The following is a 23,296-nucleotide window of genomic DNA, read 5'->3' as shown; positions in this document are numbered from 1 at the left end:
CTCGATCTTTTAACCCCCACCCTGGCCACACTAGGCCAGGGCCGGCTGCGGTTGCGCCGATACCGGCCGCAGCAGCAACAGGCAAGCGGCCGCCAGCACGAAGACCACGGCAAACACTGCGTACAGGTGCAGCGGCTGCCAGCCGGCATCCAGCAACACCCCGGCCACCGTGGGCGAGACAATCGCGCCCATGCGCCCGATGCCGATCCCCCAGCCGACCCCAGTGGCCCGTACCGAAGCGTCGTAGACCACCGGTGACAGGGCGTAGAGCCCGGCCACGCAGCCGTTGGCGAACAGCCCGATCAGCAGCCCCAGGCCCAGGGCCGCGGCAATCGAGGAGGCCGAGCCGACAAACAACACCAGCAGCCCGGCGGTCACCAGCATGAACAGCGACAGCACCCGGGTCAGCGGCCAGCGCGAGGACAAGCCGCCGATCAGCGCCGCGCCGAAGATCCCGCCGACACTCAGCAGCACCCCGCCGGTGATCCCCTGCTGCGCCGAGAGCCCGGCGGCCACCAGCAGTTTCGGGGTCCAGCTCATGACGAAGTAGAAACCGAACATCACCAGGAAAAACAGCAGCCAGATCAGCAGCGTGGTGCGCCGCATCGGCCCGGCGAACAGCTGGCCAAAACCGCTGCCGGCGCCCTGCTCGCGTACCGCTGCCGGGGGCATTTGCAGCAGTTGCGGATGACCCAGGCGCCCGGCCAGGCGATTGATTCGCGCCAGGGCATCGGCCGGCCGCCGGGCCAGGAGAAAGTCCAGGGATTCGGGGAGCCAGAGCAGCACCAGGGGGATCACCAGCAAGGTGACGATACCGCCGAACAGGAACACCGAGCGCCAGCCCCAATGAGTCAGCAGCCACACCGCCAGCAGCCCGCCCAGGGTCGCGCCCAGGGCATAGCCGGTGGATTGCAGGCTGACCGCCAGGCCGCGCCAGCGGCGGCTGGAATACTCGGCGGCGATCACGTTGCTGCTGGCCAGGATGCCGCCGATGCCCAGGCCGGTCAGGCCGCGCAACAGCGCCAGTTGCAAAGGGCTCTGGCTGCCGGCCGAAAGCAGCATGCCGACACCCGACAGCAGCAGGCAGAACAGGATCAGCGGCCGGCGCCCGAAGCGGTCGGCCCAGGGCGCGATAAACAGCGAACCGGCGGCCATGCCGAACAGACCGGCGCTGAGCAGCAGACCGATCTGCGCCCCGTTGAGTTGCCACTCGGCGGACACCGAAGCGGCGGTGAAGGCCATCACCAGCACATCGAAGCCGTCGATCATGTTGAGGACAATGCAGATACCGATCGCCAGGCACTGGAAGGAGCCCATCGGGCCTTGGTCGACCCGTTGCTTGAGATCGTGATTCATGGCCGTCCTCCCATGTTCGGGCTGGACGCGCAAAGCGCGGGGACGGACAGGCACACAGGCAGGTGGCACGCAGGACCGAGAACGGCCCGTGCCCTTGGGAGAACGCGCATGACGAAACCCTTTTCTTGTAATTGTTATGCGGGGACGGCCAGGAAGGTTCCTGCCATCGCCAGGGGCCTAATCAATCAATTAATGGATCCACAAACAATAGAGAGACACGCGAATAGTGCTTTTTATGGGCGATTATCGCGCACTATCGACTTTTTACGCTGTAAACGATGAAGCCTTTAGATAATGGCTTTATTTTTGGATCCATTAGCATGGATCAACTGTTTGTGAGTGGCTGGCTGGGGCAGGTAGGCGCTGCGCCTTTTGTCGCCACCTGCAGCAGCGGCCACGGAGATCGGATCCTCTGGGGATCCGATCAGTAGGCTGGGCCCGGGCTGTGGCGTCGATTCAGAGGCTCAGGCAGATTTTCCCCAGGTGCGCGCCCGAGGCTTCATGGGCGAAGGCCTTGGCGATATCCGCCAGGGGGAAGGTGCTGTCGATGATCGGCTTGATGCCGGTGGCTTCCAGGCCACGGACCATGTCGATCTGCTGCTGGCGGCTGCCGACGATCAGCCCCTGCAGGCGCTGTTGCCTGGCCATCAGCGCCGCGGTCGGCACCGGTCCGGCCCAGCCGGTGAGCACGCCGATCAGGGCGATGTGCCCACCAATGCGGCAAGCCGTTATCGACTGCGGCAAGGTGCCCGGGCCACCGACTTCCACCACGTGATCGACGCCGCGGCCGCCGGTGAGCTTGAGCACTTCAGCGCCCCACTCGGGGTGGGTGCGGTAGTTGAGGGTATGGTCGGCCCCCAGCTCGCGCACCTTGGCCAGCTTGGCGTCCGAGGAGGAGGTGGCGATTACCGTGGCGCCCATGGCCTTGGCCAGTTGCAGGGCGAAGATCGACACCCCGCCGGTGCCCAGCACCAGCACCGTTTCCCCGGCCTTGAGCGCGCCGTCCACCACCAGCGCGCGCCAGGCGGTGAGGCCGGCGGTGGTCAGGGTCGCGGCTTCGGCATGGCTGTAGCCCTTGGGCGCATGGGTGAACCAGTGGCTGGGCTGGATCACCACTTCACGGGCGTAACCGTCGACGCCATCGCCCGGGGTGGTGCTGAAATCGGCGATTGCCGGGCCGCCATCGTGCCAATGGGGGAAGAAGCAGGACACCACCGCATCGCCCACCTTGAACTCGCTGACGCCCTCGCCCACCGCTTCCACGACCCCGGCGCCATCGGCCATGGGAATCCGCCCGTCGGTGGTGGGCAGCGCGCCGGTCACCACGGCGTAATCGTGGAAGTTCAAGGAACAGGCATGGATACGCACGCGGATCTGCCCGGCGCCGGGCTGGCCGGGGTCTGCCAGCTCCACGCGCTTGAGGTTGTCCAGGGATGCCGGCAGGCTGAGCTTGATGGCTTGCATGGGATGCTTCTCCACAGATCGATAATCATCTGGGGGCTAACCCTACCACCAATACCGGCTATCTGTAGCCGCTGCACCAGGCTGCGAACGGCTTGGGCGGCATTCCGACGCAGCAGACGCAGGCTTTCAGGGCCACCACAGGCTCGGTTCGGGACCGCCAGGCAAGGCCCTGCGGGCCTTTGCGCAGCTTCGCAGCGGCTACAGCGCTCAGCGGATTGTGTCGCGCTGCGTCAGCCGTGCTCGCACAAAACACTGCTCGGTCACTGGCGCGCCCCATTGCTCGCCCTCTTGCTCCTGCACCAGCACAAAGCCCTGTTCCTCATACAACGCGCGCGCCGCATCCAGGCCCTTGAAGGTCCACAGCCGGGTGGCGGCAAACCCCCACTGGTCACAAAAGCCCAGGGCCTCGGCCAGCAACCGCCGGCCCAGCCCCTGGCCGCGGGCGGTCTCATCGAGAATGAAGCAACGCAGGAGCGCCTCGCCGCCCTCGCCCTCCCCATCAATGGCGATGGAACCGACAATCCGTTCCCCCTGCAGCGCCACCCAGACTTCATTGCGCGGGTTGTGCAAACGCCCCATCAATTCGGCCATATCCGCCGCCACCAGGCTTTCGAAGGGTTGGCCGAAACCCGCCAGATCCGCGTAGTAACGGGCGTGCATTTCGGCGATGCGGCCAATCACTCCCGGCCGGTAGCCCCGGGCGATGGTGCTGCACTCCGGCTGTTCGGGCGCCTCGCCCAGGCGCACCGCACGCAAGGCCCGGGCGTAGTCGGCGATGCCCGCACAGGCGCTGCGCTGCTGTGCCGGGCTCAGGTGGGCCAGGGCTGCGGCCACCTGGGCCTGGGCGAAACGGTCGATGCCGGCCAGGGTCTGGCGTCCTCGGACGCTGAGCTGCAGCTTCTTGGACCGGGCGTCCTGGTCATCGGCCTGTTCGCTGATCTCGCCGGCTTCCACCAACTTGCGCACCAGGCGGCTGACGCTGGATTTCTCCAGGCCCAGCAGGGTCACCAGGTCACTGGCGGTCAGAGCATTGCCCTGGCCGATCTCCAGCAGTGCATGCACCGCCGAGGGCGGGTAGTCGGTGGCGGCCAGGGTGGCCTGCATGAAGCCCAGCTCGCGAACCATCTGCCGGGAGGCCTGGCGCAGTTGCGGGATGAGTTCGAAGGATTGGACGGGCATGGCGCAGCACCTCGATAGGGACTGATTTAGTTGTATAATACAACCATATCGCCTGCCCGCCGCCTGTTTCAATCTCCACTTGCGCCACGCCTGTGAAACATCGGCTAACCCATCCCTGCTGCCGTTGCGCCGAAATGTCTACAGCCGTGCCGGCACATCTGTTAAAACGCGCTTTCGACTGTCCTGCGGTGAAGCCTTCCATGTCCCCAACCCTGCTCCAGCGCCTGCGCCATCGCTGGTTTTCCCTGCTGTGCCTGGCCGCGCTGGTGGTCGGCCTGCCGGTGAGCTGCGCGGTGCTCGAACACAAGGAACGCCAACTGGTGTTTCGCATCGAGCCCGGCACCGCTGGCTGGTATCGCGGCCTGCCGAGCACGGTGCAGGAATTCGAACTCAAGCCCAAGAGCTTCAAGGCCGGGCAGAACATCCATGCCTGGTGGTGGCCGGCGCAACGCGCCGATGCCCCAGCGATCCTCTACCTGCACGGGGTCCGCTGGAACCTCACCGGCCAGCTGTTTCGCATCGAGCAGTTGCACGCCCTGGGTTACTCGGTGCTGGCCATCGACTACCGCGGCTTTGGCCAGAGCCACGGCGACCTGCCCTCGGAAAGCAGCGTGTATGAAGACGCGCGCATCGCCTGGGAGCGGCTCAAGGTCTTGCAGCCCGACGCCAGCAAGCGCCTGATCTACGGCCATTCCCTGGGCGGCGCGGTGGCCATCGACCTGGCCGCCGAACTGGGGCGCCAGGCCGCCAGCGCCAAGGCGCCGACCGCCGCTCGCGGGCTGATCGTCGAGTCCACCTTCACCACCCTGGCCGACGCTGCCGCGGCGGTGACCAAGACCTCCCTGCCGGTGCGCTGGGTGATGTCGCAGAAGTTCGACTCCATCGACAAGATCCGCGAGATCGGCATGCCGTTGCTGGTGGTGCACGGCCTGAAGGACGACTACGTACCGCCGCGCCTGAGCAAGGAATTGTTCCAGGCCGCCCTGGAGCCGAAGAAACTGCTGCTGGTGCCCGGCGGCACCCACAACAACAGCATGAGCCTGGCGGGCAAGGGCTACGGCCAGGCCATCAACGCCCTGCTGCGAGCCAAACCCGGCCACAACCTCGCCGGCCCGACAGCCAGCGCCATCCCCACCAGCTGACGCGAGCTTGCGTAGGAGCTGGCTGGCCAGCGAAGGGGGCGCACCAGCGCCCCATTGCTTCGCCATGAACCGCGCCCGCTGGCCGCTGCGCGGTTCGCCGGCAAGCCGGCTCCTACAGGTGCACACCGTTCATCCGTAGGAGCTGGCTTGCCAGCGAAGAGGCCCGCACCAGCGCCCCACTGCTTCGCCATGAACCGCGCCCGCTGGCCGCTGCGCGGTTCGCCGGCAAGCCGGCTTCTACAGGTGCACACCGCTCATCCGTAGGAGCTGGCTGGCCAGCGAAGGGGGCACACGAGCACCCCACTGCTTCGCCATGAACCGCGCCCGCTGGCCGCTGCGCGGTTCGCCGGCAAGCCGGCTCCTACAGGTGCACACCGTTTATCCGTAGGAGCTGGCTGGCCAGCGAAGAAGCCCGCACCAACGCCGCGAGGCTGCGGCTACAAGGCGCTCTGGCCGCCGCTCGCTGCCACGCTCGGTGCGGCCGGTGGCGGGCGCAGGGCTTCGCCGATGGTGCGCAACTTCAGGCAGGTTTCCTGGTATTCGCTCGCTGGGTCCGACTCGCCGACGATGCCGCAACCGGCAAACAGGTGCGCCTGGTTGCCGCGGATCAGGGCGGAACGCAAGGCCACGGCAAACTCGCCATCGCCCTCGGCGTTCAGCCAGCCCACCGGGGCGGCGTACCAGCCGCGGTCCAGTTGCTCATGCTCGCGTATATAACCCAGGGCCTTGCCCCGAGGCAGGCCGCCTACCGCCGGGGTCGGGTGCAGGGCATCCACCACTTGCAGCAGATCGACCTGGGGCCGCAGGCGCCCCAGCACCGGGGTCAGCAGGTGCTGGACGTGGGCCAGGCGGTGCAGTTGCGGCTGCGGGGGAATCTCCAGCATCGCGCAGTAGGGCTGCAGGGCTTCGCGCAGGGTCTGCACCACCAGGGCGTGTTCATGGCGGTCCTTGGCGCTGTCCATCAGGGCCTGGCCCAGTTGCGCGTCCTGCTGCTCATGCTGGCCGCGCGCGCAGGTACCGGCCAGGGCCACGGTGCTCAAGGTGCCCCGGGCCAGGCGCACCAGGCGTTCCGGCGTGGCACCGAGAAAGCAGCTGTCGCCACGGCTGAAGGCGAACAGGAAAGCCTGGGGATAGGCCGCCCTGAGATTTTCCAGCAGCGGCCCGCAGGGAATGCTGCGGCTCGCCTGCAGACAGACTTCCCGGGCCAGCACTACCTTGCTCAGCTCGCCGCCCTGGATCCGCGCGATGGCTCGGGCCACGCAGTCCTGCCAGCGGCCGGCGGCCTGGGTGTCGTCCTCGGCCTGGGTACCAACGGGCATCTGTGCCAAGGGGGCGTGGGTATAGCGCGCCTGCAACAGGGCCCACTCCGCCTCCAGGGCACCGGCGCACTGGGCCACGTCGGCGCCGGGCTCGACCCACAGGCTGAACAGCCAGTGCTGCTGCTCGCCTTCGCGCAGCAGCAGGATCCGCGGCAGCACCAGGGACGTGGCGGCGAACGATTGCCACTGGGCACTGCGCGGACCCTGGGGGTCGAAGGCAAAGCCGCCGCACAGGTAGGCCCGCTTGGGCCCGACCTGATGGGCCTGCAGCAGCAACTGGCGCCAGGCCTGGGTACTGGCGGCAAAACGCTCGGCGGCCGGCGGGCTGATTTCTTCGGTGCAGCCGAACCCGGCCAGGGCCAGGGCGCCCTGGTCGCTGGACCAGAACAGGCTCTGGCCGAACATCTGGCGGTTGGCGGCGAACAACCGCAGCGGCTCCAGGCGCTCGGCGGCCAGGCTGTACACCACCAGCACCGCCCGACCTCTGCGTCGGGCCAGGGATTCGCCCTTGCGCAGGGCCCGGGTCAAGCCGGACAGGCAGGATTCACTCATCTTGGGCTCCTTGATCCAGCCCGTGCTGACGGCGCCAGTGGCGCACTTGCTGGGCAATGTTCCAGTGGATGATCTGGGCAAACAGCGGCACCACGAACATCGGGTCCAGGCTCGCCTGCTCGGCCCATTGCCGACGTTGCGGGAGCATCGCCGCAACCCGCTCCGGGGCGGCAATGCTGTCCTCGGTCGGCTTGAACTGCGCCGCCGCCTTGACGTAGGCCAGGCGCCGGCCCAGAGCCTGGATGATCTGCTGGTCCATGGCGTCGATACCGCAGCGGACGTCGTCCAGGCCGCTGCACTGCTCGGGTGTCTTCATGTCGGGGTCTACCAAGGGAAAATTCATGGGGTCGAAGGCCAGCACTGCCACGGCTGCTCGCCATGGCCGGCCAGCAGCCGGGTCAGGTGGCGCAACAGTTCGGCCTGTTGCTCGCGCAGGTAGAAGTGCCCGCCGGGGAAGGCCTGGAAGTCGGTGACCTGGGCGCTGACCTCGGCCCAGGCATAGGCTTCGTCCTGGTCCACCTCGGTGTCCCGGGCCCCCAGGCACACGCTCAGGGGCAGGTCCAGGGCACGGCCGGGCGCACCGCGGTAGCACTCGATCAGCCGGTAGTCGTTGCGCAGCGCCGGCAGGTACAGGTCGCGCAGCGCCGGGTCATCCAGGGGCGACGGCGCACCGTCCGACAGGCGTCGCACATCCGCCAGCAGGTCCTCGTCCGGGCCCAGGTGCAGTTCGCCGCTGCGCTGGCGATGGGGCGCGGGGTGCGCGGACACGATCAACCGTTGTGGCGCCGAGCCCTGCTGCTGCATGCGCGCCGCCACCTCATAGGCCAGGGCCGCGCCCATGCTGTGGCCGAACAGCACCAGGGGCCGGTCCACCAGGTCCGACAGGGCCCGGGTGATAGTGCCCGCCATCCACTCCAGGCTGCCGGGCCAGCTTTCGCTCAGGCGCTCTTCGCGCCCCGGGTACTGCACGCTGACCAGCTCGACATCCGCCGGCAACTGGCCACGCCAGTCGTTGAAAAAGCTCGCGCTGCCACCGGCATGGGGCAGGCACACCAGGCGGCAGCGCGGCGGTTGCGGCTGCGGATAACGACGCAGCCAGGCACTGGGAACCTTTCTCACAGCACGCCCTCCTCCGGCTCGGCCAGCGCCACAGCGGCGAAGTCGGGCAGGTGCACCCGGGTATCCGGCAGCCAGCGCAGCAGTTGTTCCAGGCAGGCCGCCGCGTCCAGCACCTGGGCGGCGTAGTGCAGCCCCTCAGGCAGATGTGCCCACTGCAGTGCACAGAAGGCTGCGACGCTGCCGGTCAGGCGCGAGCCGTCGCTGGCCCGCAGCCAGGCACTGGCCTGCTGCTGGCGGCCCTCGCGCAGGCCGTCGATTTCCACCGCCAGCAGTTGATAGGGCCGGCGCCCGGCCACATCCAGGGCGCTGGCCTGTACCAGCGCAGCGATGTTCTGCGCGCTGCTGCGCGCTTCTGGCGCCGAGCCCTGGATACGTTGCAAGGCCGCCGCCAGCTGGCCGCCCTCGAACAAGTTGAAACCCTGACCGTGGCGCACCGGCACATCACCGAACAGGCGCTGCTGCTCGGTGCTCAGGTACGGATAGGCCTGCACCCCGGCCGGTGGCAGCCAGTCGCGTTGCAATGCCTGTTCGGCACTTGCCGTGCTGCGCACCACCTGCCCTTCGCACCAGCCGCACTGTGCCTGGCCGAAGCCGTTGCCCAGGCTCAGCAGGAAATCCTCGGCAGCCGTGGCGGACAAGCGCCCCAGCCCACCGGCATAGCAGCGCAAGGCATCGACCCGCTGGAAGGACTGCGCCAGCAGTTGCGGAAACAGCCCCGAGAGCCCCGGCAGCATGCCCGCCGACAACAGCACCCGGTGCCCCGCCGGCAACTGTCCCACCAGCCGCTCATGGAGTGGATCGTCGCCCCCCACATCCAGGTAGTCGGCGCCTGCGGCCAGGGCGGCCCGGGCCACCCGATCGAGAATCCGATAGCTGGGCCCGGCGCAGTTGATCACCAGCGAACAACCAGCGCAGAAGTCCGCCAGGCTCTGTGGCTCCCACAGGTCCAGGGCGCGCACCTCGGCGCGCGCCCCCAACTGCTGGTTCAGTTGCTCGGCCTGCCGCGGATCGCGCCCCCCCAGGCGCAGTGCCACCTTGCCAGCCAGCAACTGCGCGACCTGACGGCCGACGCTGCCGTAAGCGCCGACCAGCCCCATCACCCCTGCCCTCATGCCGCCACCTCGGTGGGTGCATCGAAGGCCTGGGCCACGGCTTGCACCTGGGGCTGCTGCATGCAACTGAAATGATCCCCGGGCACATCCACTACCCGCAGCTCACCCAGGCACAGGGCCTGCCAGTAGGCGCTCATGTCGCGGTGCATGCCGGGCAGCACCTGCACCTCGCCGCTCTGGCGAATGAACAGCATGTCGCCCTGGTACGGCGTGGCCTCGTGCAGGGCTACCGCGGCTAGGCTGTGGCGCAATACCTGCAACTGCTCGCGCAGCCAGTGCAGGTCGCTCAGTTGCGAGCCGGCGTGGCGCATGGCCTCGGCAATGGCCTGCAGGCGCTGCTCCGGGGTCTTGTGTGCCAGACGCCGCAGGCAGGCCAGGGCCGGGGCGCACTGGGCATCCTCGCTCAAGGCCAGCAGCGAACCCTGGGGCACGCGCCCCGGAGTCTGCGCCAGCACCCGGGCGATGGTGCGTTCCATGGCCTGTTCATCCTCGGGGTAACCCAGGGTCAGCGGATCGGCCTGCATCACCCGGGCGAACACGTACTCGGCCAAGAGGTCGTCCTCGATCATGAACGGCACCCGGTAGCTGCTGATCACGCTCAGTTGCAGCACCTCGATGGAGCGCGCCGCCAGGCACGCCGCCAGCTCGGTGGCCAGCAGCCCGCCCAGGCAGTAGCCGACGATGCTCACCTGGCGCCGGCCTTCGGCCTGCAGAGTGTCGGCATAACGCTCGGCCAACTGGCGGATCGCCGTGGCCGGCTCCAGGGCCAGGTAGGCCGGCACATCGTTGAGCACCAGCCCTTCCAGGGGCGCTTCTTCCCCCAGGGCGGCAAACAGCGCGCGGTACGGCGCCAGGGTGCCGCTGCCGTCGTGGACGAAGATCCGCGTCGGGCCCTGGGCCTTGTCGCTGATGCGCACCAGCGGCGAATCGCCCTCCACGCCCTGGCCTCGCAGGTAATCGGCCAGGGCCGCCACCGTGGGCTGGTTGATCAACTGGCGCAGCAGGTCACTCCAGGGCAACTGCCGGGCCTGGGGCAAGGCTTCGCGCAGGCGGCCCACCACCTGGGCCACCAGCAGCGAGTCGCCGCCAAGCTCGAAGAAGCCCTGGTCACGGCCCACCGCCGGCACCCGCAACAGGGTCTGCCAGACTTCGGCAATGCTGCGTTCCAGCTCATCCACGGGCGCCGCGCCGCTGCTGGCCTGCTGCTCGGGGCCGGCCACGCCGATCCGCGCCAGGGCCTGGCGGTCGACCTTGCCGTTGGCGGTCAGGGGCATTTCATCGAGGATTTGCCAGTGGCTCGGGATCATGTACTCCGGCAGGTGCCGGGCCAGATGGGCCCGCATCTGCTCGGGCTCCAGGGCCTGGCGCTCGCTCTTGAAGCGGGTGATGAACAGGTGCTGGCCGATCTGCGACATCACGTCATCGGCCCCGGGCAGGCACAGCGGGGTCTCGCCTCCGGCCTCCAGCAGCAACTGCTGCCACTGCTCGCGGCGGATGAAGGTGGTGTCCAGTTCGGCCCGGAAGTCCTCGAAGGCGGTGAGGCCCTCCTTGAACTCCATGGACGCCATGATCTGGTAGGTGTCGCGAGTGGCCTCGATGAAGATCAGCCAGCCGCCCGGGGCCAGCATCTCCCGCAGCCGCGCCAGCACCCGGCTGGCGTGCCGCGCGTTGTGCAGCACGTTGGCGCAGAGGATCACGTCCAGGGAGTTGGCGGCCACGCCCTGGGCCCAATGGTCCTGGTTGAGGTCGAACAGCCCGTAGCTGACCCAGGGGTAAGCGGCGAAATGCTCCCGCGCCTCGTTGAGGAAGAACTGCGACAGGTCGGTGAACTGGTAGTCCACCGCCAGCCCGTCCAGGGCCGGAATCAGGTCGGCGCTGGTGCCGCCGACCCCGGCGCCGATTTCCAGCAGGCGCAGGCGCTGCCCGGCCGGACGCTGGCGGATGATCTCCTGCACCGCGGCGCACACCGCCTGGTTCAGGTACTGGCTGATCAGGTTCTTGCGGTAGGCGCCTTCGGCGGTGTCGGTGCGGCCCTGGGGAAACAGCAGGTGCAGCGGGTCCAGTTGGTCGCTCATCAGCGCTGGCAGTTGCTCCTGGCTTTCGCGCAGGTAGCGCAGCACCTCGCCTCCCCAGCCCACGGACGGTTCCAGGGCATCGATGCGCTGCCATTGCTGGCGGTATTCCTCGGCCGACACCTGCAGGCCCGAGTAACGCCCCGTGTGCAGGTCTCGGTGCACCAGGCCTTCCCGGGCCAGGGCTTGCAGCCAACGGCGGATCAAGCGCTGGTTGCGCGGCGCCACCTCGCAAGCCGCGACAATCTCGTCCAGGGCATGGCTCTGCCCGGCGCTCTCGAACAAGCCGGGGCGTTGCAGGGCCAGGCCCATGGACAGCAGTGCAGCGCGCTCGACACAGGCCGACATCTCGCTCACCAGGGCATCGCTCAAGCCGCCGCGCACGGCTTCGGCCGCCGCCTGGGTGCGCGCCTGCAACTGCGCCGGCCAGGCGATCGGCGTGTCCCGCAGGCTGGCCCGCAGGCAGGCTTGCAAGTGCCGTTCGAAGGCGCCCTCGCCCGCTGCCACCACCACCGCGGACTCCACATGGGGATGGCTGAGCAGCGCGCTTTCCACCTCCGCCAGTTCAATGCGGTGGCCACGGACCTTGACCTGGAAATCTTCGCGGCCGAGGAACTCGATCAGGCCGTCGTCCAGGTAGCGCCCCAGGTCGCCGGTGCGGTACAGGCGCTCGCCGCTGCGCGGATGGTCGACAAAGCGCTCGGCGGTTTTCTCGGCATCCCCCAGGTAACCCAGGGCCAGACCGCTACCGGCGATGTACAGCTCGCCGGCCACCCCTTGCGGGCGATCCCGGCCCTGCTCGTCGAGCACCATGAAGCGCTGATTGGCCAGGGGCATGCCGTAGGGAATGCTGCGCCACTGGGGGTTGACCTGGGTAATCGGATAGTAGATCGACCAGATCGCCGCTTCGGTGGCGCCGCCGAGGCTGATCAGCCGCAGCCCGGGCAGTAGCTGGGCGGTCTCCGCCGGCAGGTTCAGGGGGATCCAGTCTCCAGACAGCAGCGCCAGGCGCAGGGAACCGGGGGCCATGGATGGCACGGCCTGCAGGTAGTGAGTGAGCATCTGCAATTGCGCCGGCACCGAGTTCCACAGGGTCACCCCATGTTCCCGGACGCACTCGGCCCAGTGCGAAGGGTCGGCGCGGCGTTGCGGGTCCGGCAGCACCAGGGCGCCGCCCACGGCCAGCAGGCCGAAGATGTCGTACACCGACAGATCGAAGCCCAGGCTGGCCAGGGCCAGTACCCGGTCTTGGGCCTCGATGGCAAAGCGCTGGTTGATGTCGACGATGGTATTGAGGGCCGCCTGATGGTTGATCATCACGCCCTTGGGCACCCCGGTGGAGCCCGAGGTGTAGATCACGTAGGCCAGTTGCTGCGGGTCGCTGTCCAGGCTCGGCAACGCCCGTTGTGCCACCCGCGGGCCCTGGTCCACCGCGATCACCTGGGTCACCCGCGCCGGCCAGCACAGGCTGTCGCTCAGCCAGGACTGGCTGAGCACCCGGGCGACCTCGGCGTTGTCCAGGATCAGCTGGCGCCGGGCCTCGGGCTGGTTGGTGTCCAGGGGCAGGTAGGCGGCCCCGGCCCGCAGGATGCCGAGCACCGCGATCACCTGTTCCAGGCCCTTGTCCATGCACACCGCGACCCGCTCTCCAGGCTGGCAGCCGGCGTCGAGCAAGGCTTCGGCCACGGCTTCGGCGCGCCCGGCCAGTTCGCCGTAGCTCAGTTGCGCGGCGCCCTGGATCAACGCCACACGCTCGGGAGCAGCCGCGGCCTGGCGCCAGAACGGCTCATGCAGCAGGCCGGAGGGCAAAGGCGCGGCAGTCTGGTTCACCAGCTCGCGCTGCAGACGCTGGGCCGCCGGCAACTCCAGGCAGTCATCCAGGGTCCAGGCCGAGGGCTCCCGGGCCAGGCGCTTGAGCAGGCGTTCGAAGGTGTCGAACAGCGCATCCAGCAGGGTCTCGCTGAACACCCCTTCGCGAATGTCCCAGTTGATCGCCAGGCCGTCGTCACGCTCGCTGACCTGGCAGTCGATCAGCACCTGGGGCGTCTGGCTGATGCCGAACACCAGTTCGGCACCGGGCATGAAGGCTCCGCCGCCGCTCTCGCCGCCGGCCCCCAGGGTGCTGGTGAAGGCGTAGGGCATCAGCGCCGCGTCCTGGCCCTTGCGCCGCGCCAGCTCGCGCAGCACTTCGATGCCCGAACACAGGCGATGGTCCATGTCCTGCCACAGGCGCTCCTGCAGCTGCTGGCTGCGCTGGCCGAAGCTGCCGCCTTGCAGGGTCTGCACTTCCAGCAGTTCCACCGAGCTGAAGTCCCCCACCAGGCGATCCACCTGGGGGTGCAGGGACAGGCGATTGAGCAGGGTCAGGCTCAGGCAGAAGTGCCCGCGCCGGCTCCAGCGGCCCAGGGTTTCGGCATAGGCCGAGAGGATTGCCGCCGACACACCGACCCCGGCCGCCGCCGCGTTCAGGCGCAAGGCATTGCAGTCCCGGGCCTCCAGGCCCATGGCCCGGCGCTGGAAGCGCGGCCCGCTGGGCGGCCCCAGCAATGGCAGTTCCGGCGCTCCCGGCAGGCTGTCGACCCGCGCCCACCAATAGTCGCGGTCGCGCTGGTAGCGCGGCTGCTCGCGCAGGCGGCGCTCACCCAGCACATAGTCGCGAAAGCTGATCGGCGCCGGCGTCGGCAGGTTCTCGCCACGGTACAGCTGCTGCAGTTCGGCCAGCAGCATGCGCACACTCTGGTAGTCGCACACCAGCAGGTCCACCGACAGGTGCAGGCGCGAGGTGTCGCGGCCCAGGCTCACGCACAGCTCGATCAGCGGCCATTGCTGGGGCGCCGCGCGGCGCAGCTCCATGCGTTCGCGCAGGGCCTGCAAGGCGCTGCCGTCGTCCTGGCGCAGGTCGTGACGGGCGATGCGGTAGTGCGGCACCTGGGGCAGGATGCGCTGGTAGCCCTCCTCCAGCACCACCGCGCGCAGCATCTCGTGACGCGCGATCAACTGGTTCCAGGCCTGCTCCAGGCGCGCCGGGTCCAGGTCCTGCTGGGCGAACTCCAGGTAGCCGTGGCAGGCCACGCCGCCGTAGCTGAAGGCCGTGGTGCGGCCCAGCAGGTAGGCGGCCTGCACGTCGGTCAGCGGGAAGGGTTCTTCCCGGGCCGAATGGTCGGCCTCCAGGGTCGGCATCTGCGCCGCTTGAACCTGTTGCAGCAGCGCCTCCTTGTGTTCGCGCAGCTGTTGCAGGCGCGCCTCGTCCATGACCCCGGCCGGGGCCCGATAGCGCAAGCGGCCCTGTTCTTCCCAGAGTTCCACACCCAGTTGTTGCAGATCCTGTTGCAGTTGCTGCAGCGTCATAACACGCCCTCCACCATTGCGTTCTGATTGACGGGCCGCTGTTCCCGGCGCGAGGCAAGCAACTGCCCCTGCAGGGCCACGGTGGCCGCGTTGAAAAAATCCTTGAGCGACAGTTCCAGCTGGAACTGCCGGGCGATGCGTTCGATCAACCGGGCCGCCAGCAGGCTGTTGCCGCCCAGGGCAAAAAAGCCCTGGTGCCGGCCCACCTGCGGCACCTCCAGCAGCTCCTGCCAGAGCGCGGCCACGGCCTCTTCCCATGCCCCTTGCGGCGGCTCGGCACTCTGCGGCTGGATGCCCCGGCGCTGCTCCTGCAGCAGCCACAGCAAAGCCGCGCGATCGACCTTGCCGTTAGCGCTCAGGGGCAGTTCCGCCAGGCTCAGCCAGAGGTCCGGGAGCATGTGTTCGGGCAGCCATTGCCCCAGCCACTGGCGCAGGGCCTGGGGTTCGGGCAGCGGCTTCCGGGCCAGCAGCACCGCCGCCAGCTGCGCTTCGCTGCCGGGCAGCACCAGGCTCAGCGCGCGGTCGATGGTCGGGTGGCGCTCCAGGGCCACGTCGATTTCTGCCAGCTCGATGCGAAAGCCGCGGACCTTGACCTGATGGTCCAGGCGCCCGAGAAACTCCAGGCTGGCGTCGGCCCAGTAGCGGCCCTGGTCGCCGGTGCGGTACCAGCGCCGGCCCTCGTGCTCGACAAAGCGCTGGGCGCTGAGGGTCGGCAGGCCGCGATAGCCGGCGGCCACCCCGGCACCGCCGATCCACAGTTCGCCGGGCACCCAGTCCGGGCAGTCCCGGCCCTGGCTGTCCACCACCCGGAAGCACTGGTTGTCCAGGGGCCGCCCGTAGGGGATCGAACGCCAGTGCCCGGGTACCTGCGCCACGTCCTGGTAGTTGGACCAGATCGCCGCCTCGGTGGCGCCGCCCAGGGCCACGAACCGCACCTGGCGGCCCGCGGCTTGCTCCAGGCGCCGTGGCAGGTCGAGGCCGACCCAGTCGCCGGAAACCATGGCCAGGCGCAAGGCGCCCAGGCCGCCGTCGTCGCGCACTTGCAGGGTCAGCATGTCCAGCAGCGCCGGCACCGAGTTCCACACACTCACCCGCTGCTCGCGGATCAGCCGCAGCCATTCCCGGGGCTCCTTGCGCAGCCCGTCCGCCGGCAGCACCAGGGCGCCGCCGACACTCAGCAGGCCGAACAGGTCGTACACCGACAGGTCGAAATCCAGGGCCGAGACCCCCAGCACCCGATCCTCGGCGCTCACCTGGTAGCGTCGGTTGATGGCGGTGATGGTGTTCATCGCCGCCTGGTGGGACAGTTCCACGCCCTTGGGTTCGCCGGTGGTGCCCGAGGTGAAGATCACGTAGGCCAGGGCATCCGCCGCCATCTCCAGGGGTTGCCCCAGCGCCGGTGCGACCAGCGCCTGGGCCAGGGTCACCACCCGCAGCTCGGCGAGCCAGATACCGCCCTCGCGGTGGGCCTGATCGGTGATCACCACCCGCGCCCCGGCGCGCTGGTAGATCATGTCGCGGCGCGCCGGCGGCTGCTCGATGCCCACCGGCACATAGACCGCCCCGGCGGCAAGAGTCCCCAGCACCGCGACCACTTGGTCGCGGCCCTTGGGCAAGGTGATCGCCACCGCGTCACCCGGCTGCACGCCCCACTCGCCCAAGGCCCCGGCCAGTTGCAGGGCCTGCCGGGCCAGCTCGGCGTAGCTCAGGCTGCCCTGCTCGCAGATCAGCGCCACGGCCTCGGGGTTCAGGCGCGCCTGCTGGAAAAAGCCCTGGTGCAACAGCTGCGCCGGGGTCGCGTGGGCGGTGGCATTGACCTGCTGGCGGCGCTGCTGTTGCGCCGCTGGCAGCGGCAAGGGCGCCACCTGCTGCCAGTCGTTGGCGCACAGCCACAGCAGCAAGGCACGGTAGGCGTCGAACATCTCGTCCAGCAGGCCTTCGGGGAACAGCGCGTCCACCGCGTCCCAGTTCAGTAGCAGGCCGTCGGCCAGCGGGTAGCTCTGGTGGTCGAGCCAGACCTGGGGCGTCTGCGACAGCGCCCAGCCCGGTTCGCCCAGCTGCTCGCGGCAAGTGGCGTCGACAAAGGCCGGGCCCAGGTTGCAGGCGAACACCACCGGCGCGCCCTGGCCACCGCCCTGGCGCAGCCGCGCCCGCTCGCGCAGCACCTCGACCCCGGGCCAGGCGCTGTGGGCGATGTCGCGGTGCAATTGAGCCTGCAACGCCAGGGCCTGCTGGCTGAAGGGCGCGGGCTGGCGCTGGTCGACCTCCAGCAGCACCAGGTTGGAAAAGTCCGCCAGCAGATCAGGCACGCACGGGTGCAGTTCCTGGCGATTGAACAGCGGCACGTTGAGCAGGAAATGCTGGCTGGCGCTCCAGCGCCCCAGCACCTGGGCATAGGCGCAGGCCAGCACGCTGGCCAGGGTCAGGCCGTGTTGCCGGGCGCGCTGCTCCAGGGCCTGCAACTGGCCCTGGTCCAGACGCATGGCCAGGCGGCGAAAACGCGGGGTGCCGAGCTGCTGTGGCTCCTGGGCCAAGGGCAGTTGCGGGCCGTCCGGCAGCTCTTCCAGGCGCTCCAGCCAATAGTCCCGGGCCGCCGCCAGCAGTGGCGCGCGCGCCGCCTGTTCGGCCCGCAGGTAGTCGGCGAAGTTCCAGTCCAGGGCCGGCAGGCTGTGCTCCTGGCCGGCATGGATCAGCGCCAGGTCGCGCAGCAGGATGCCAATGCTGAGCACGTCGGCCACCAGCAGGTCGATGTTCAGGTGCAGGCGGCTGCGACCTTCAGGCAGCAGGCTCAACTGCACATCGAACACCTGCCCGCAGCTGACCTCCAGGCACCGGTGCGAGAGGTTTTCGCGGATCTGCTCCAGGGCCTCGGCAACCCCGACGCAGGAGGCCTGGCGCAGGTCGTGGACGGTCAGCCCGGGCCAGGGGCTCTGGGGCAGGATGCGCTGGCAGGTGTCGCTGATAAAGCACGCCCGCAGCATCGGATGGCGCTGGCACAGGCGGCGCAGGGCCTGCTCCAGGCGCTGGGGCTCCAGGCCCTGGCCGTCCAGTTCCTGGTACAGGTGGCAGCCGACGCCGCCCAGGGGCATGCCCGGATCGCGGCCGAACCAGTAGGCCTGTTGCAGTGGGGTCAGGGCGAAATCGCTGTTGGCCGGAGCGCTGGCCACAGCCTGCAGCCGCGGCGCCGCGAGGCCACGGCGAGCCTCGATCAGCGCCCACCAGGCGTCCAGGGTCGGTTGCTGGATCAGTTCGGCGAAGCTCAGGGCCACGCCTTCGGCGGCCAGCAGCGCCGGCAGGCGCATGATGCTCACCGAGTCGAGCCCCTGCTCGATCAGGGAGGCCTGGGGTTCAAGCTCCTCGGCGCTGTAGCCGAGCAGCCGGGCAATGCCTTCGCAGAGTCCTTGGGGTGAATGACTCAGGCCGGCGTCCGCTGGATGAGCGCGTGCCAGTGCTGGGTTATCGGTCATGGTGGACGTTCCTTTGGGGTACGGAAGGGGGTTGGCGCAGGCGCCAGCGATTGATCGCCTCGCGCTCGTGGAACAGCTCCCGATAACGGCCCGGGGCCGCCATCAGTTGGGCGTGGGTACCGCGCTGGGCCAGGTGGCCCTGCTCCAGCAGGAGGATCTGTCCGGCGCTGGGGGCCAGGGTCGGTTTGTGAGTCACCAGCAGCACCGTGTGCTTGCGCGCCAGTTGCAGCAGGCAACGGTTGACCCGGGCCTCGCTGATGGCATCCAGGGCCGCGGTGGGTTCGTCCAGCAGGATCAGGCTGGCGTCCTTGAGCAGCACCCGGGCCAGAGCCAGGCACTGGCGCTCGCCCCCGGAGAGGCTGACGCCACCCTCGCCGACCCGGGTCTGCCAGCCCTGGGGCAGGCGCTGGGCCACAAGGTCCAGGCCGGTGGCGCGGGCGGCATCCATCAGTTGGCTGTCGCTGGCCTCGGGGCCGCCCAGGCGCAGGTTGTCCAGCAGGCTCGCAGCCAGCGGCGGACAGTCCTGGAACATCAGGGCGATGGAACGATCGCGCTGGGCGGCGGACAGTTGGCGCAGGTCGACACCCCCCAGCAAAATGGCGCCGCTATCGACATCGCTGAATCGCGCCAGCAGGCGCAGCAGGCTCGACTTGCCGGAGCCGGAGGCGCCCACCAGCAGGTTCAGCGAGGCCGGCGCCAGCTCGAAGCTGATGCCCTGCAGGATCACCTGCTCCTGGCGCACCAGCCCCAGGTCGCGCACCTGCACCTGATGCCCCCGGGGGTCCTCGGGCTGGCTCGGCTCCGGCAGCGCCGGCAGGCGCAACAAGTGGCGCAAACGGTTCAGGCCATGGCGGGTCTGGCGCAAGGTCGTGCCGAGGTTGACCAGGGTGCCCATGGGCTCCACCAGGCAGGTGGCGAGCACCGCCAGCGCCAGGTACTGGGCCACTCCCAGGCTGCCACCGAGCACTGCATACAGGCCGCACAGCAGCATCGCGGTGTAGCCGGCCTGGAGCACCACCGCCAGCCCCAGGGCCGCCGGAAAGGTCCGCCAGTGGGCCCGACGCTGGGCCCGGCGCTGCTGCTGCAAGGCCTCGGTGAGCAGGCTGAAGCCTTCGCCGGTGCGGCCACTGGCACGCAGCAGCGGCTGCTGGCGCAGGAACTCCAGGACCCGCGCCGCCGCCTCGTTGGCCGCCGCCTCACTGCGGCTTTCGGCCTGGCCGCCCCAGCGCACGCCCCAGTGGTAGAACACCAGCAGCAGGGGCACGCTGGCCAGGGCCGCCAGGGCCATGGTGCGGTCATAGAAGAACAGCGCCACAAGCAGCGCCAGGGGCGTCAGCAAGGCGTTGGCCATGGGCTGCAACAGGTGCGCCGGGGTGCTCATGATCTGCAGTACGGTGTGGGTCACCAGCCGATTGAGCTCGGCGCTGCGGCGCTCGACGAACCACTCCAGGGGCAGGCGCACCAGTTGTTCGCCAATGCGCAGGTTCAGCGACTGGGCCGCCGCGGCGCCCGCGCGGTAGCCCGCCAGTTGCGCATGCCGACGCAACCCCAGGCACAGCAGCGCGAAACCGGCAAAGGCCCCGGCCCATCGCCACGGCGCCTGCCCGGCAGCGGCATCGAACAGGCTGGCAAAGGCCATGGGCAACAGGGCCAGCGCCGCGCCCTGGGCCAGGGCACTGGCGGCCATGGCCAGCAAGGCCCGGCGCAGCAGGCTGGCTTCGGCCGGCTGCAAACTGCGTAACAGTGCGCCAATCATGCCTGCTCCCCCGCCGTTTCCACGGCGCAGAACTGCTGCGCCGCCCACAGCCCGGCATACACCCCCTGCTGCTCCAGCAGGGCCGGGTGCCGGCCGCATTCCACCAGTTGCCCGGCCTGCAGCACGGCAATCTGGTCGGCATCCTGGATACTGCTCAGGCGATGGGCGATCACCAGCACCGTGCGCCCCGCCGCCAGCCGCGACAACGCCTGCTGGATCGCCGCTTCGGACTCCGGGTCGCTGGCGGCGGTGGCTTCGTCCAGCACCAGGATCGGTGCCTGGCTGAGCATCGCCCGGGCAATGCCCAGGCGCTGCACTTCACCACCGGAGAGCTGCACGCCACTGCCCAGCTGGGTGTGATAACCCTGGGGCAAGGCAGCGATACGACTGTGGATCTGCGCCGCCCGGGCCGCCTCCTCGACCTCGGCCAGCGTGGCCTCGGGACGCCCCAGGCGCAGGTTGTCCAGAACGCTGCTGCGCAGCAGGCGCACGTCCTGGAAGACAAAGGCCACCTGGCGATAGAGGGTCGCGCTGTCCATGTCCCGCAGGTCGACGCCGCCGATGCGGATGGCCCCGGCGCTGACGTCGGCAAAGCGCGCCAGCAAGGTGGCCAGGGTCGACTTGCCAGCGCCCGAATCCCCCACCAGGGCGGTCAGGGTGCCCGGTTGCAGGCACAGGTCGATGCCGTGCAGCACCTGGGTGCCGTCGGGGTAGCTGAAAGCCACTTCATCAAAGATCACCTGATGCCCCTCGGGCTCCCGGGAAAACGCCGGCTGCGCCTGCACCGGGGTACTCAGCACGGTGCTGATGCGCTGCGCCGCCGCCCGGCCCTGGACCAGGGAATCGGCGCCATGCCCCAATGCCGCCACCGGCGCCGCCAGGGCCGGGCCAAGCAGGGCGAACGGCAACAGTTGCACCGGGTGCAGCCAGCCAACCGCCGTCAGCGCCACCCCGGCCACCAGCACCAGGGCCAGCACCAGCAAGGGCGACAGCAGCACCTCGACACTCGCCCCCAGGCCCGCCCAGCGCTCCACCCACTGGGAGAAAAAACGCCCGAAGCCCTGCACCGCGTGGACGAAATCCGCCTGCACCCGCTCGGCACGGCCGAAGGACTTGACCATGGCGATGCTCTGCACAAAGTTCAGGGTCGCGGTGGACAGGTCGCCCAGGGCCGCCCCCAGGCGCTGGCGCTCGGCCTGATAGGCCGGGGTGCGCATGACCCGCAAGCGCCACAGCGCCAGCAATGGTGGCAGCAGCACCACCAGGGTCATGGGCAGGCTCACCGTGAGCAGGTAGACCAGGCTGGCCAGGGGCACCACCAGCGCCGCCACCAGGTTGTTGGGCAGGTGCGCCACCAGCTGGTGCAGGGCGCCGACATCATCCAGCAAGGCCCGTTCGGCGGTCTCCCGCTGCTGGCCGAACCAGGCCAGGGGCACCCGTGCCAAGTGCGCGGCGATGCGCTGGCGCAGCTGGCGTTGCAGGTCGCTGTCGGCCAGGTGGGTGATCTGCAATGCCGCCGCCAGCCCCAGCAGGCGCAGGAGCAAGGCGGCGGCGCCGGCCAGCAGCCAGAACTGCGCACGCTGCGCATCCAGCTCGCCGGCCAGCAGCAGCGGCGCCAGTTCGGCCACGGCAATGAACGGCAACAGCCCCACCAGCGCCGCCAGGGCCTGCAGCAGCATGGCCGCTAGCAGGCGCCCGCGCACCGGGTGCAACAGGTCGCAAAGTCCTTGTCGTTCAGCCACGGGCGCCACTTCCCTCCAGGGGTTCGGCCTGGGCGCCGAAGTACAGGGCCTGGATCGCCTCGCGCAGGTGCTTGCGGCTGACCTTGCCGACCCCGGTCTGGGGGAAGGCCGGGATGAACTCGAAGCGGTCCGGCAGCTTGAACGCCGCCAGGCCCTGGGCCCTTAGGTGACGCAGCAGTTCCAGGGCCCGGGGCGCGGTGCCGCGGGGGATGACGAAGGCGCAGGTGCGTTCGCCCAGGAAGGCATCAGGCATCGCCACCAGGGCGATGTCGGCCACCGCCGGGTGGCTGAGCAGCAAGTTTTCCACTTCTTCGGCAGCGATCTTTTCGCCCCCGCGGTTGATCAGGTCCTTGTCGCGCCCTTCCACCATCAGGTAGCCGTCGGCGGTGAGCATGACCCGGTCGCCGGTGCGGTAGAAACCATCGGCCGTGAAGGCCTGGGCGTTGTGCTCGGGGTAACGGTAGTAACCGCGGATGGTGTAGGGGCCGCGGGTCAGCAACTGCCCCACCTGCCCCACCGGCACCGGCTGGTCGTGCTCGTCCACCACACGAATTTCGTCCGCCGGCGACAGCGGCCGGCCCTGGGTGTGCAGCACCCGCTGTGGCGGGTCCTCGGGGTCGGTGTAGCAGATCAGCCCCTCGGCCATGCCGAACACCTGCTGCAGGCGGCAGCCGAGCACCGGCTCGATGCGCCTTGCGGCCTCGTAGCTGAGCTTGGCACCGCCCACTTGCAGCAGTTGCAACGGCGCCAGGCCACGCCCACGGGCCTGGGCCGCTTCCAGCCAGACCAGGGCCAGGGGCGGCACCAGCGCGGTGTGGGTCACCCCCTTGCGCTCGATCAGTTCGAAGCAGACTTCCGGGCTCGGCGTGGGGCTCAGCACCACCCGCCCGCCCACCGAAAAGGTGCCGATGAAGCCCGGGCAACACATGGGAAAGTTGTGCGCCATGGGCAGCGCCACCAGGTACACGCTGGCCTTGGACAGGCCGCAGCGCTCGGCGCTGGCGCGCAGGTTGTAGAGGTATTCGTGGTGCCGGCGCGGGATCAGCTTGGGCACTCCGGTGGAGCCGCCGGAGAGCTGGAAGCAGGCCACCGCGTCGGCGCTGGGGGACGGGAAGGTGCGCGCCGGCGCCGGCTCATACAGGCTGTGCAAGGCCGTGAATTCCTCGGCCTCGCCGGCGACTACCACCCACTCCAGCTGCGGGTTGCGTTCCTTGAGGTCGCGGGCCATGGCCCGATAGTCGAAGCTGGCGTCCCGGTCGGCGCAGAAGTAGGCCCGGGCCTGGGCGAACTCGCAGAAGCGACCGATTTCCAGGTGCCGATGGGCCGGCAGCGCGAAGATCGGCCGCACCCCGAGACGGTAAAGGGCAAAGCAGACTTCGACGAAGGCCGCACTGTTGGGCAGTTGCAGCACCACGTTGTCACCGGCCCGCAGCCCCAACCGGTACAGGCCGGCGGCCAGTTGGTCGACCCGCAGGTCCAGTTGCCGGTAGCTCAGGTGCTGCTCGCCCTCGGTCAGCGCTTCACGCTCGGCAAAGGCCTGGGCGGCGCTGCGCAGCAGGTCGCCAAAGGTTTCGTCGCGCCAGTAGCCGGCCTGGCGGTAGCGCTGGGCGAAGTCTTCGGGCCAAGAGGGGCAATCCTTGAGGTCATCGAAAGTGGACATGCTGTCTC

General features: G+C 69.3%; 13 protein-coding genes. 1 reads left to right on the top strand and 12 read right to left on the bottom strand.

What is annotated here, in order from left to right; all coding sequences use genetic code 11:
• Positions 1 to 30 precede the first annotated feature (30 nt).
• The 3 genes from KCG88_RS02880 to KCG88_RS02870 all read right to left on the bottom strand — a co-directional run bounded on the left by KCG88_RS02880 (position 31) and on the right by KCG88_RS02870 (position 3,999).
• Entirely contained in the window at positions 31 to 1,356 is a 1,326-nt protein-coding gene (locus KCG88_RS02880) for an MFS transporter (RefSeq protein ID WP_210711703.1), read from the bottom strand.
• A 456-nt stretch (positions 1,357 to 1,812) separates the two neighbouring features.
• Entirely contained in the window at positions 1,813 to 2,820 is a 1,008-nt protein-coding gene (locus KCG88_RS02875) for an NAD(P)-dependent alcohol dehydrogenase (protein WP_210711702.1), read from the bottom strand.
• A gap of 207 nt (positions 2,821 to 3,027) precedes the next feature.
• Positions 3,028 to 3,999 (bottom strand): bifunctional helix-turn-helix transcriptional regulator/GNAT family N-acetyltransferase, encoded by a 972-nt coding sequence (locus tag KCG88_RS02870; RefSeq protein WP_210711701.1) that lies wholly within the window; start codon positions 3,997 to 3,999, stop codon positions 3,028 to 3,030.
• Positions 4,000 to 4,199: 200 nt separating this feature from the next.
• On the opposite strand from KCG88_RS02870, the gene KCG88_RS02865 reads away from it, so the two are divergent.
• Complete coding sequence (locus KCG88_RS02865) at positions 4,200 to 5,141, top strand: alpha/beta hydrolase (RefSeq protein ID WP_210711700.1); 942 nt, start codon at positions 4,200 to 4,202, stop codon at positions 5,139 to 5,141.
• A gap of 437 nt (positions 5,142 to 5,578) precedes the next feature.
• Here the strand turns inward: KCG88_RS02865 and KCG88_RS02860 are convergent, their stop codons facing one another.
• Genes KCG88_RS02860 through KCG88_RS02820 form a run of 9 tightly spaced genes read right to left on the bottom strand, consistent with a single transcriptional unit; the run spans position 5,579 to position 23,288 of the window.
• On the bottom strand, positions 5,579 to 7,012 hold the full coding sequence (locus tag KCG88_RS02860) for an isochorismate synthase (protein ID WP_210711699.1): 1,434 nt from the start codon (positions 7,010 to 7,012) through the stop codon (positions 5,579 to 5,581).
• Positions 7,005 to 7,328 (bottom strand): isochorismate lyase, encoded by a 324-nt coding sequence (locus KCG88_RS02855; RefSeq protein ID WP_026020138.1) that lies wholly within the window; start codon positions 7,326 to 7,328, stop codon positions 7,005 to 7,007. The genes KCG88_RS02860 and KCG88_RS02855 overlap by 8 nt, the downstream gene beginning before the upstream one ends.
• Positions 7,329 to 7,351: 23 nt before the next feature.
• The gene (locus tag KCG88_RS02850) at positions 7,352 to 8,131 is read right to left on the bottom strand and encodes an alpha/beta fold hydrolase (RefSeq protein ID WP_011061770.1); all 780 of its coding nucleotides are present in this window, start codon (positions 8,129 to 8,131) and stop codon (positions 7,352 to 7,354) included.
• Positions 8,128 to 9,243, bottom strand: coding sequence for a saccharopine dehydrogenase NADP-binding domain-containing protein (locus KCG88_RS02845; RefSeq protein ID WP_228102332.1), 1,116 nt, complete (start codon positions 9,241 to 9,243; stop codon positions 8,128 to 8,130). Before KCG88_RS02845 ends, KCG88_RS02850 begins: the two co-directional genes overlap by 4 nt.
• Positions 9,240 to 14,663: a non-ribosomal peptide synthetase gene (locus KCG88_RS02840; RefSeq protein ID WP_210711698.1), complete on the bottom strand. Its 5,424-nt coding sequence runs from the start codon at positions 14,661 to 14,663 to the stop codon at positions 9,240 to 9,242. The genes KCG88_RS02845 and KCG88_RS02840 overlap by 4 nt, the downstream gene beginning before the upstream one ends.
• Positions 14,660 to 18,130, bottom strand: a complete 3,471-nt coding sequence (locus KCG88_RS02835; protein WP_210711697.1) for a non-ribosomal peptide synthetase — start codon at positions 18,128 to 18,130, stop codon at positions 14,660 to 14,662. Before KCG88_RS02835 ends, KCG88_RS02840 begins: the two co-directional genes overlap by 4 nt.
• Entirely contained in the window at positions 18,120 to 19,886 is a 1,767-nt protein-coding gene (locus KCG88_RS02830) for an ABC transporter ATP-binding protein (protein WP_210711696.1), read from the bottom strand. Before KCG88_RS02830 ends, KCG88_RS02835 begins: the two co-directional genes overlap by 11 nt.
• Positions 19,883 to 21,628, bottom strand: coding sequence for an ABC transporter ATP-binding protein (locus KCG88_RS02825; protein WP_210711695.1), 1,746 nt, complete (start codon positions 21,626 to 21,628; stop codon positions 19,883 to 19,885). Before KCG88_RS02825 ends, KCG88_RS02830 begins: the two co-directional genes overlap by 4 nt.
• Positions 21,621 to 23,288, bottom strand: a complete 1,668-nt coding sequence (locus KCG88_RS02820) for an AMP-binding protein (RefSeq protein ID WP_210711694.1) — start codon at positions 23,286 to 23,288, stop codon at positions 21,621 to 21,623. Before KCG88_RS02820 ends, KCG88_RS02825 begins: the two co-directional genes overlap by 8 nt.
• Positions 23,289 to 23,296: the final 8 nt, after the last annotated feature.

The sequence above is a fragment of the Pseudomonas sp. MWU349 genome (assembly GCF_017947325.1).
Taxonomy (GTDB): Bacteria; Pseudomonadota; Gammaproteobacteria; order Pseudomonadales; family Pseudomonadaceae; genus Aquipseudomonas; species Aquipseudomonas protegens.
This window is presented reverse-complemented; position numbering and strand designations above follow the sequence as displayed.

Bases quoted from the DNA above. Each gene is read 5' to 3' on its own strand.
- KCG88_RS02880 (WP_210711703.1), bottom strand. From the start codon at position 1,356: ATGAATCACGATCTCAAGCAACGGGTCGACCAAGGCCCGATGGGCTCC.
- KCG88_RS02875 (WP_210711702.1), bottom strand. From the start codon at position 2,820: ATGCAAGCCATCAAGCTCAGCCTGCCGGCATCCCTGGACAACCTCAAG.
- KCG88_RS02870 (WP_210711701.1), bottom strand. From the start codon at position 3,999: ATGCCCGTCCAATCCTTCGAACTCATCCCGCAACTGCGCCAGGCCTCC.
- KCG88_RS02865 (WP_210711700.1), top strand. From the start codon at position 4,200: ATGTCCCCAACCCTGCTCCAGCGCCTGCGCCATCGCTGGTTTTCCCTG.
- KCG88_RS02860 (WP_210711699.1), bottom strand. From the start codon at position 7,012: ATGAGTGAATCCTGCCTGTCCGGCTTGACCCGGGCCCTGCGCAAGGGC.
- KCG88_RS02855 (WP_026020138.1), bottom strand. From the start codon at position 7,328: ATGAAGACACCCGAGCAGTGCAGCGGCCTGGACGACGTCCGCTGCGGT.
- KCG88_RS02845 (WP_228102332.1), bottom strand. From the start codon at position 9,243: ATGAGGGCAGGGGTGATGGGGCTGGTCGGCGCTTACGGCAGCGTCGGC.
- KCG88_RS02840 (WP_210711698.1), bottom strand. From the start codon at position 14,663: ATGACGCTGCAGCAACTGCAACAGGATCTGCAACAACTGGGTGTGGAA.
- KCG88_RS02835 (WP_210711697.1), bottom strand. From the start codon at position 18,130: ATGACCGATAACCCAGCACTGGCACGCGCTCATCCAGCGGACGCCGGC.
- KCG88_RS02830 (WP_210711696.1), bottom strand. From the start codon at position 19,886: ATGATTGGCGCACTGTTACGCAGTTTGCAGCCGGCCGAAGCCAGCCTG.
- KCG88_RS02820 (WP_210711694.1), bottom strand. From the start codon at position 23,288: ATGTCCACTTTCGATGACCTCAAGGATTGCCCCTCTTGGCCCGAAGAC.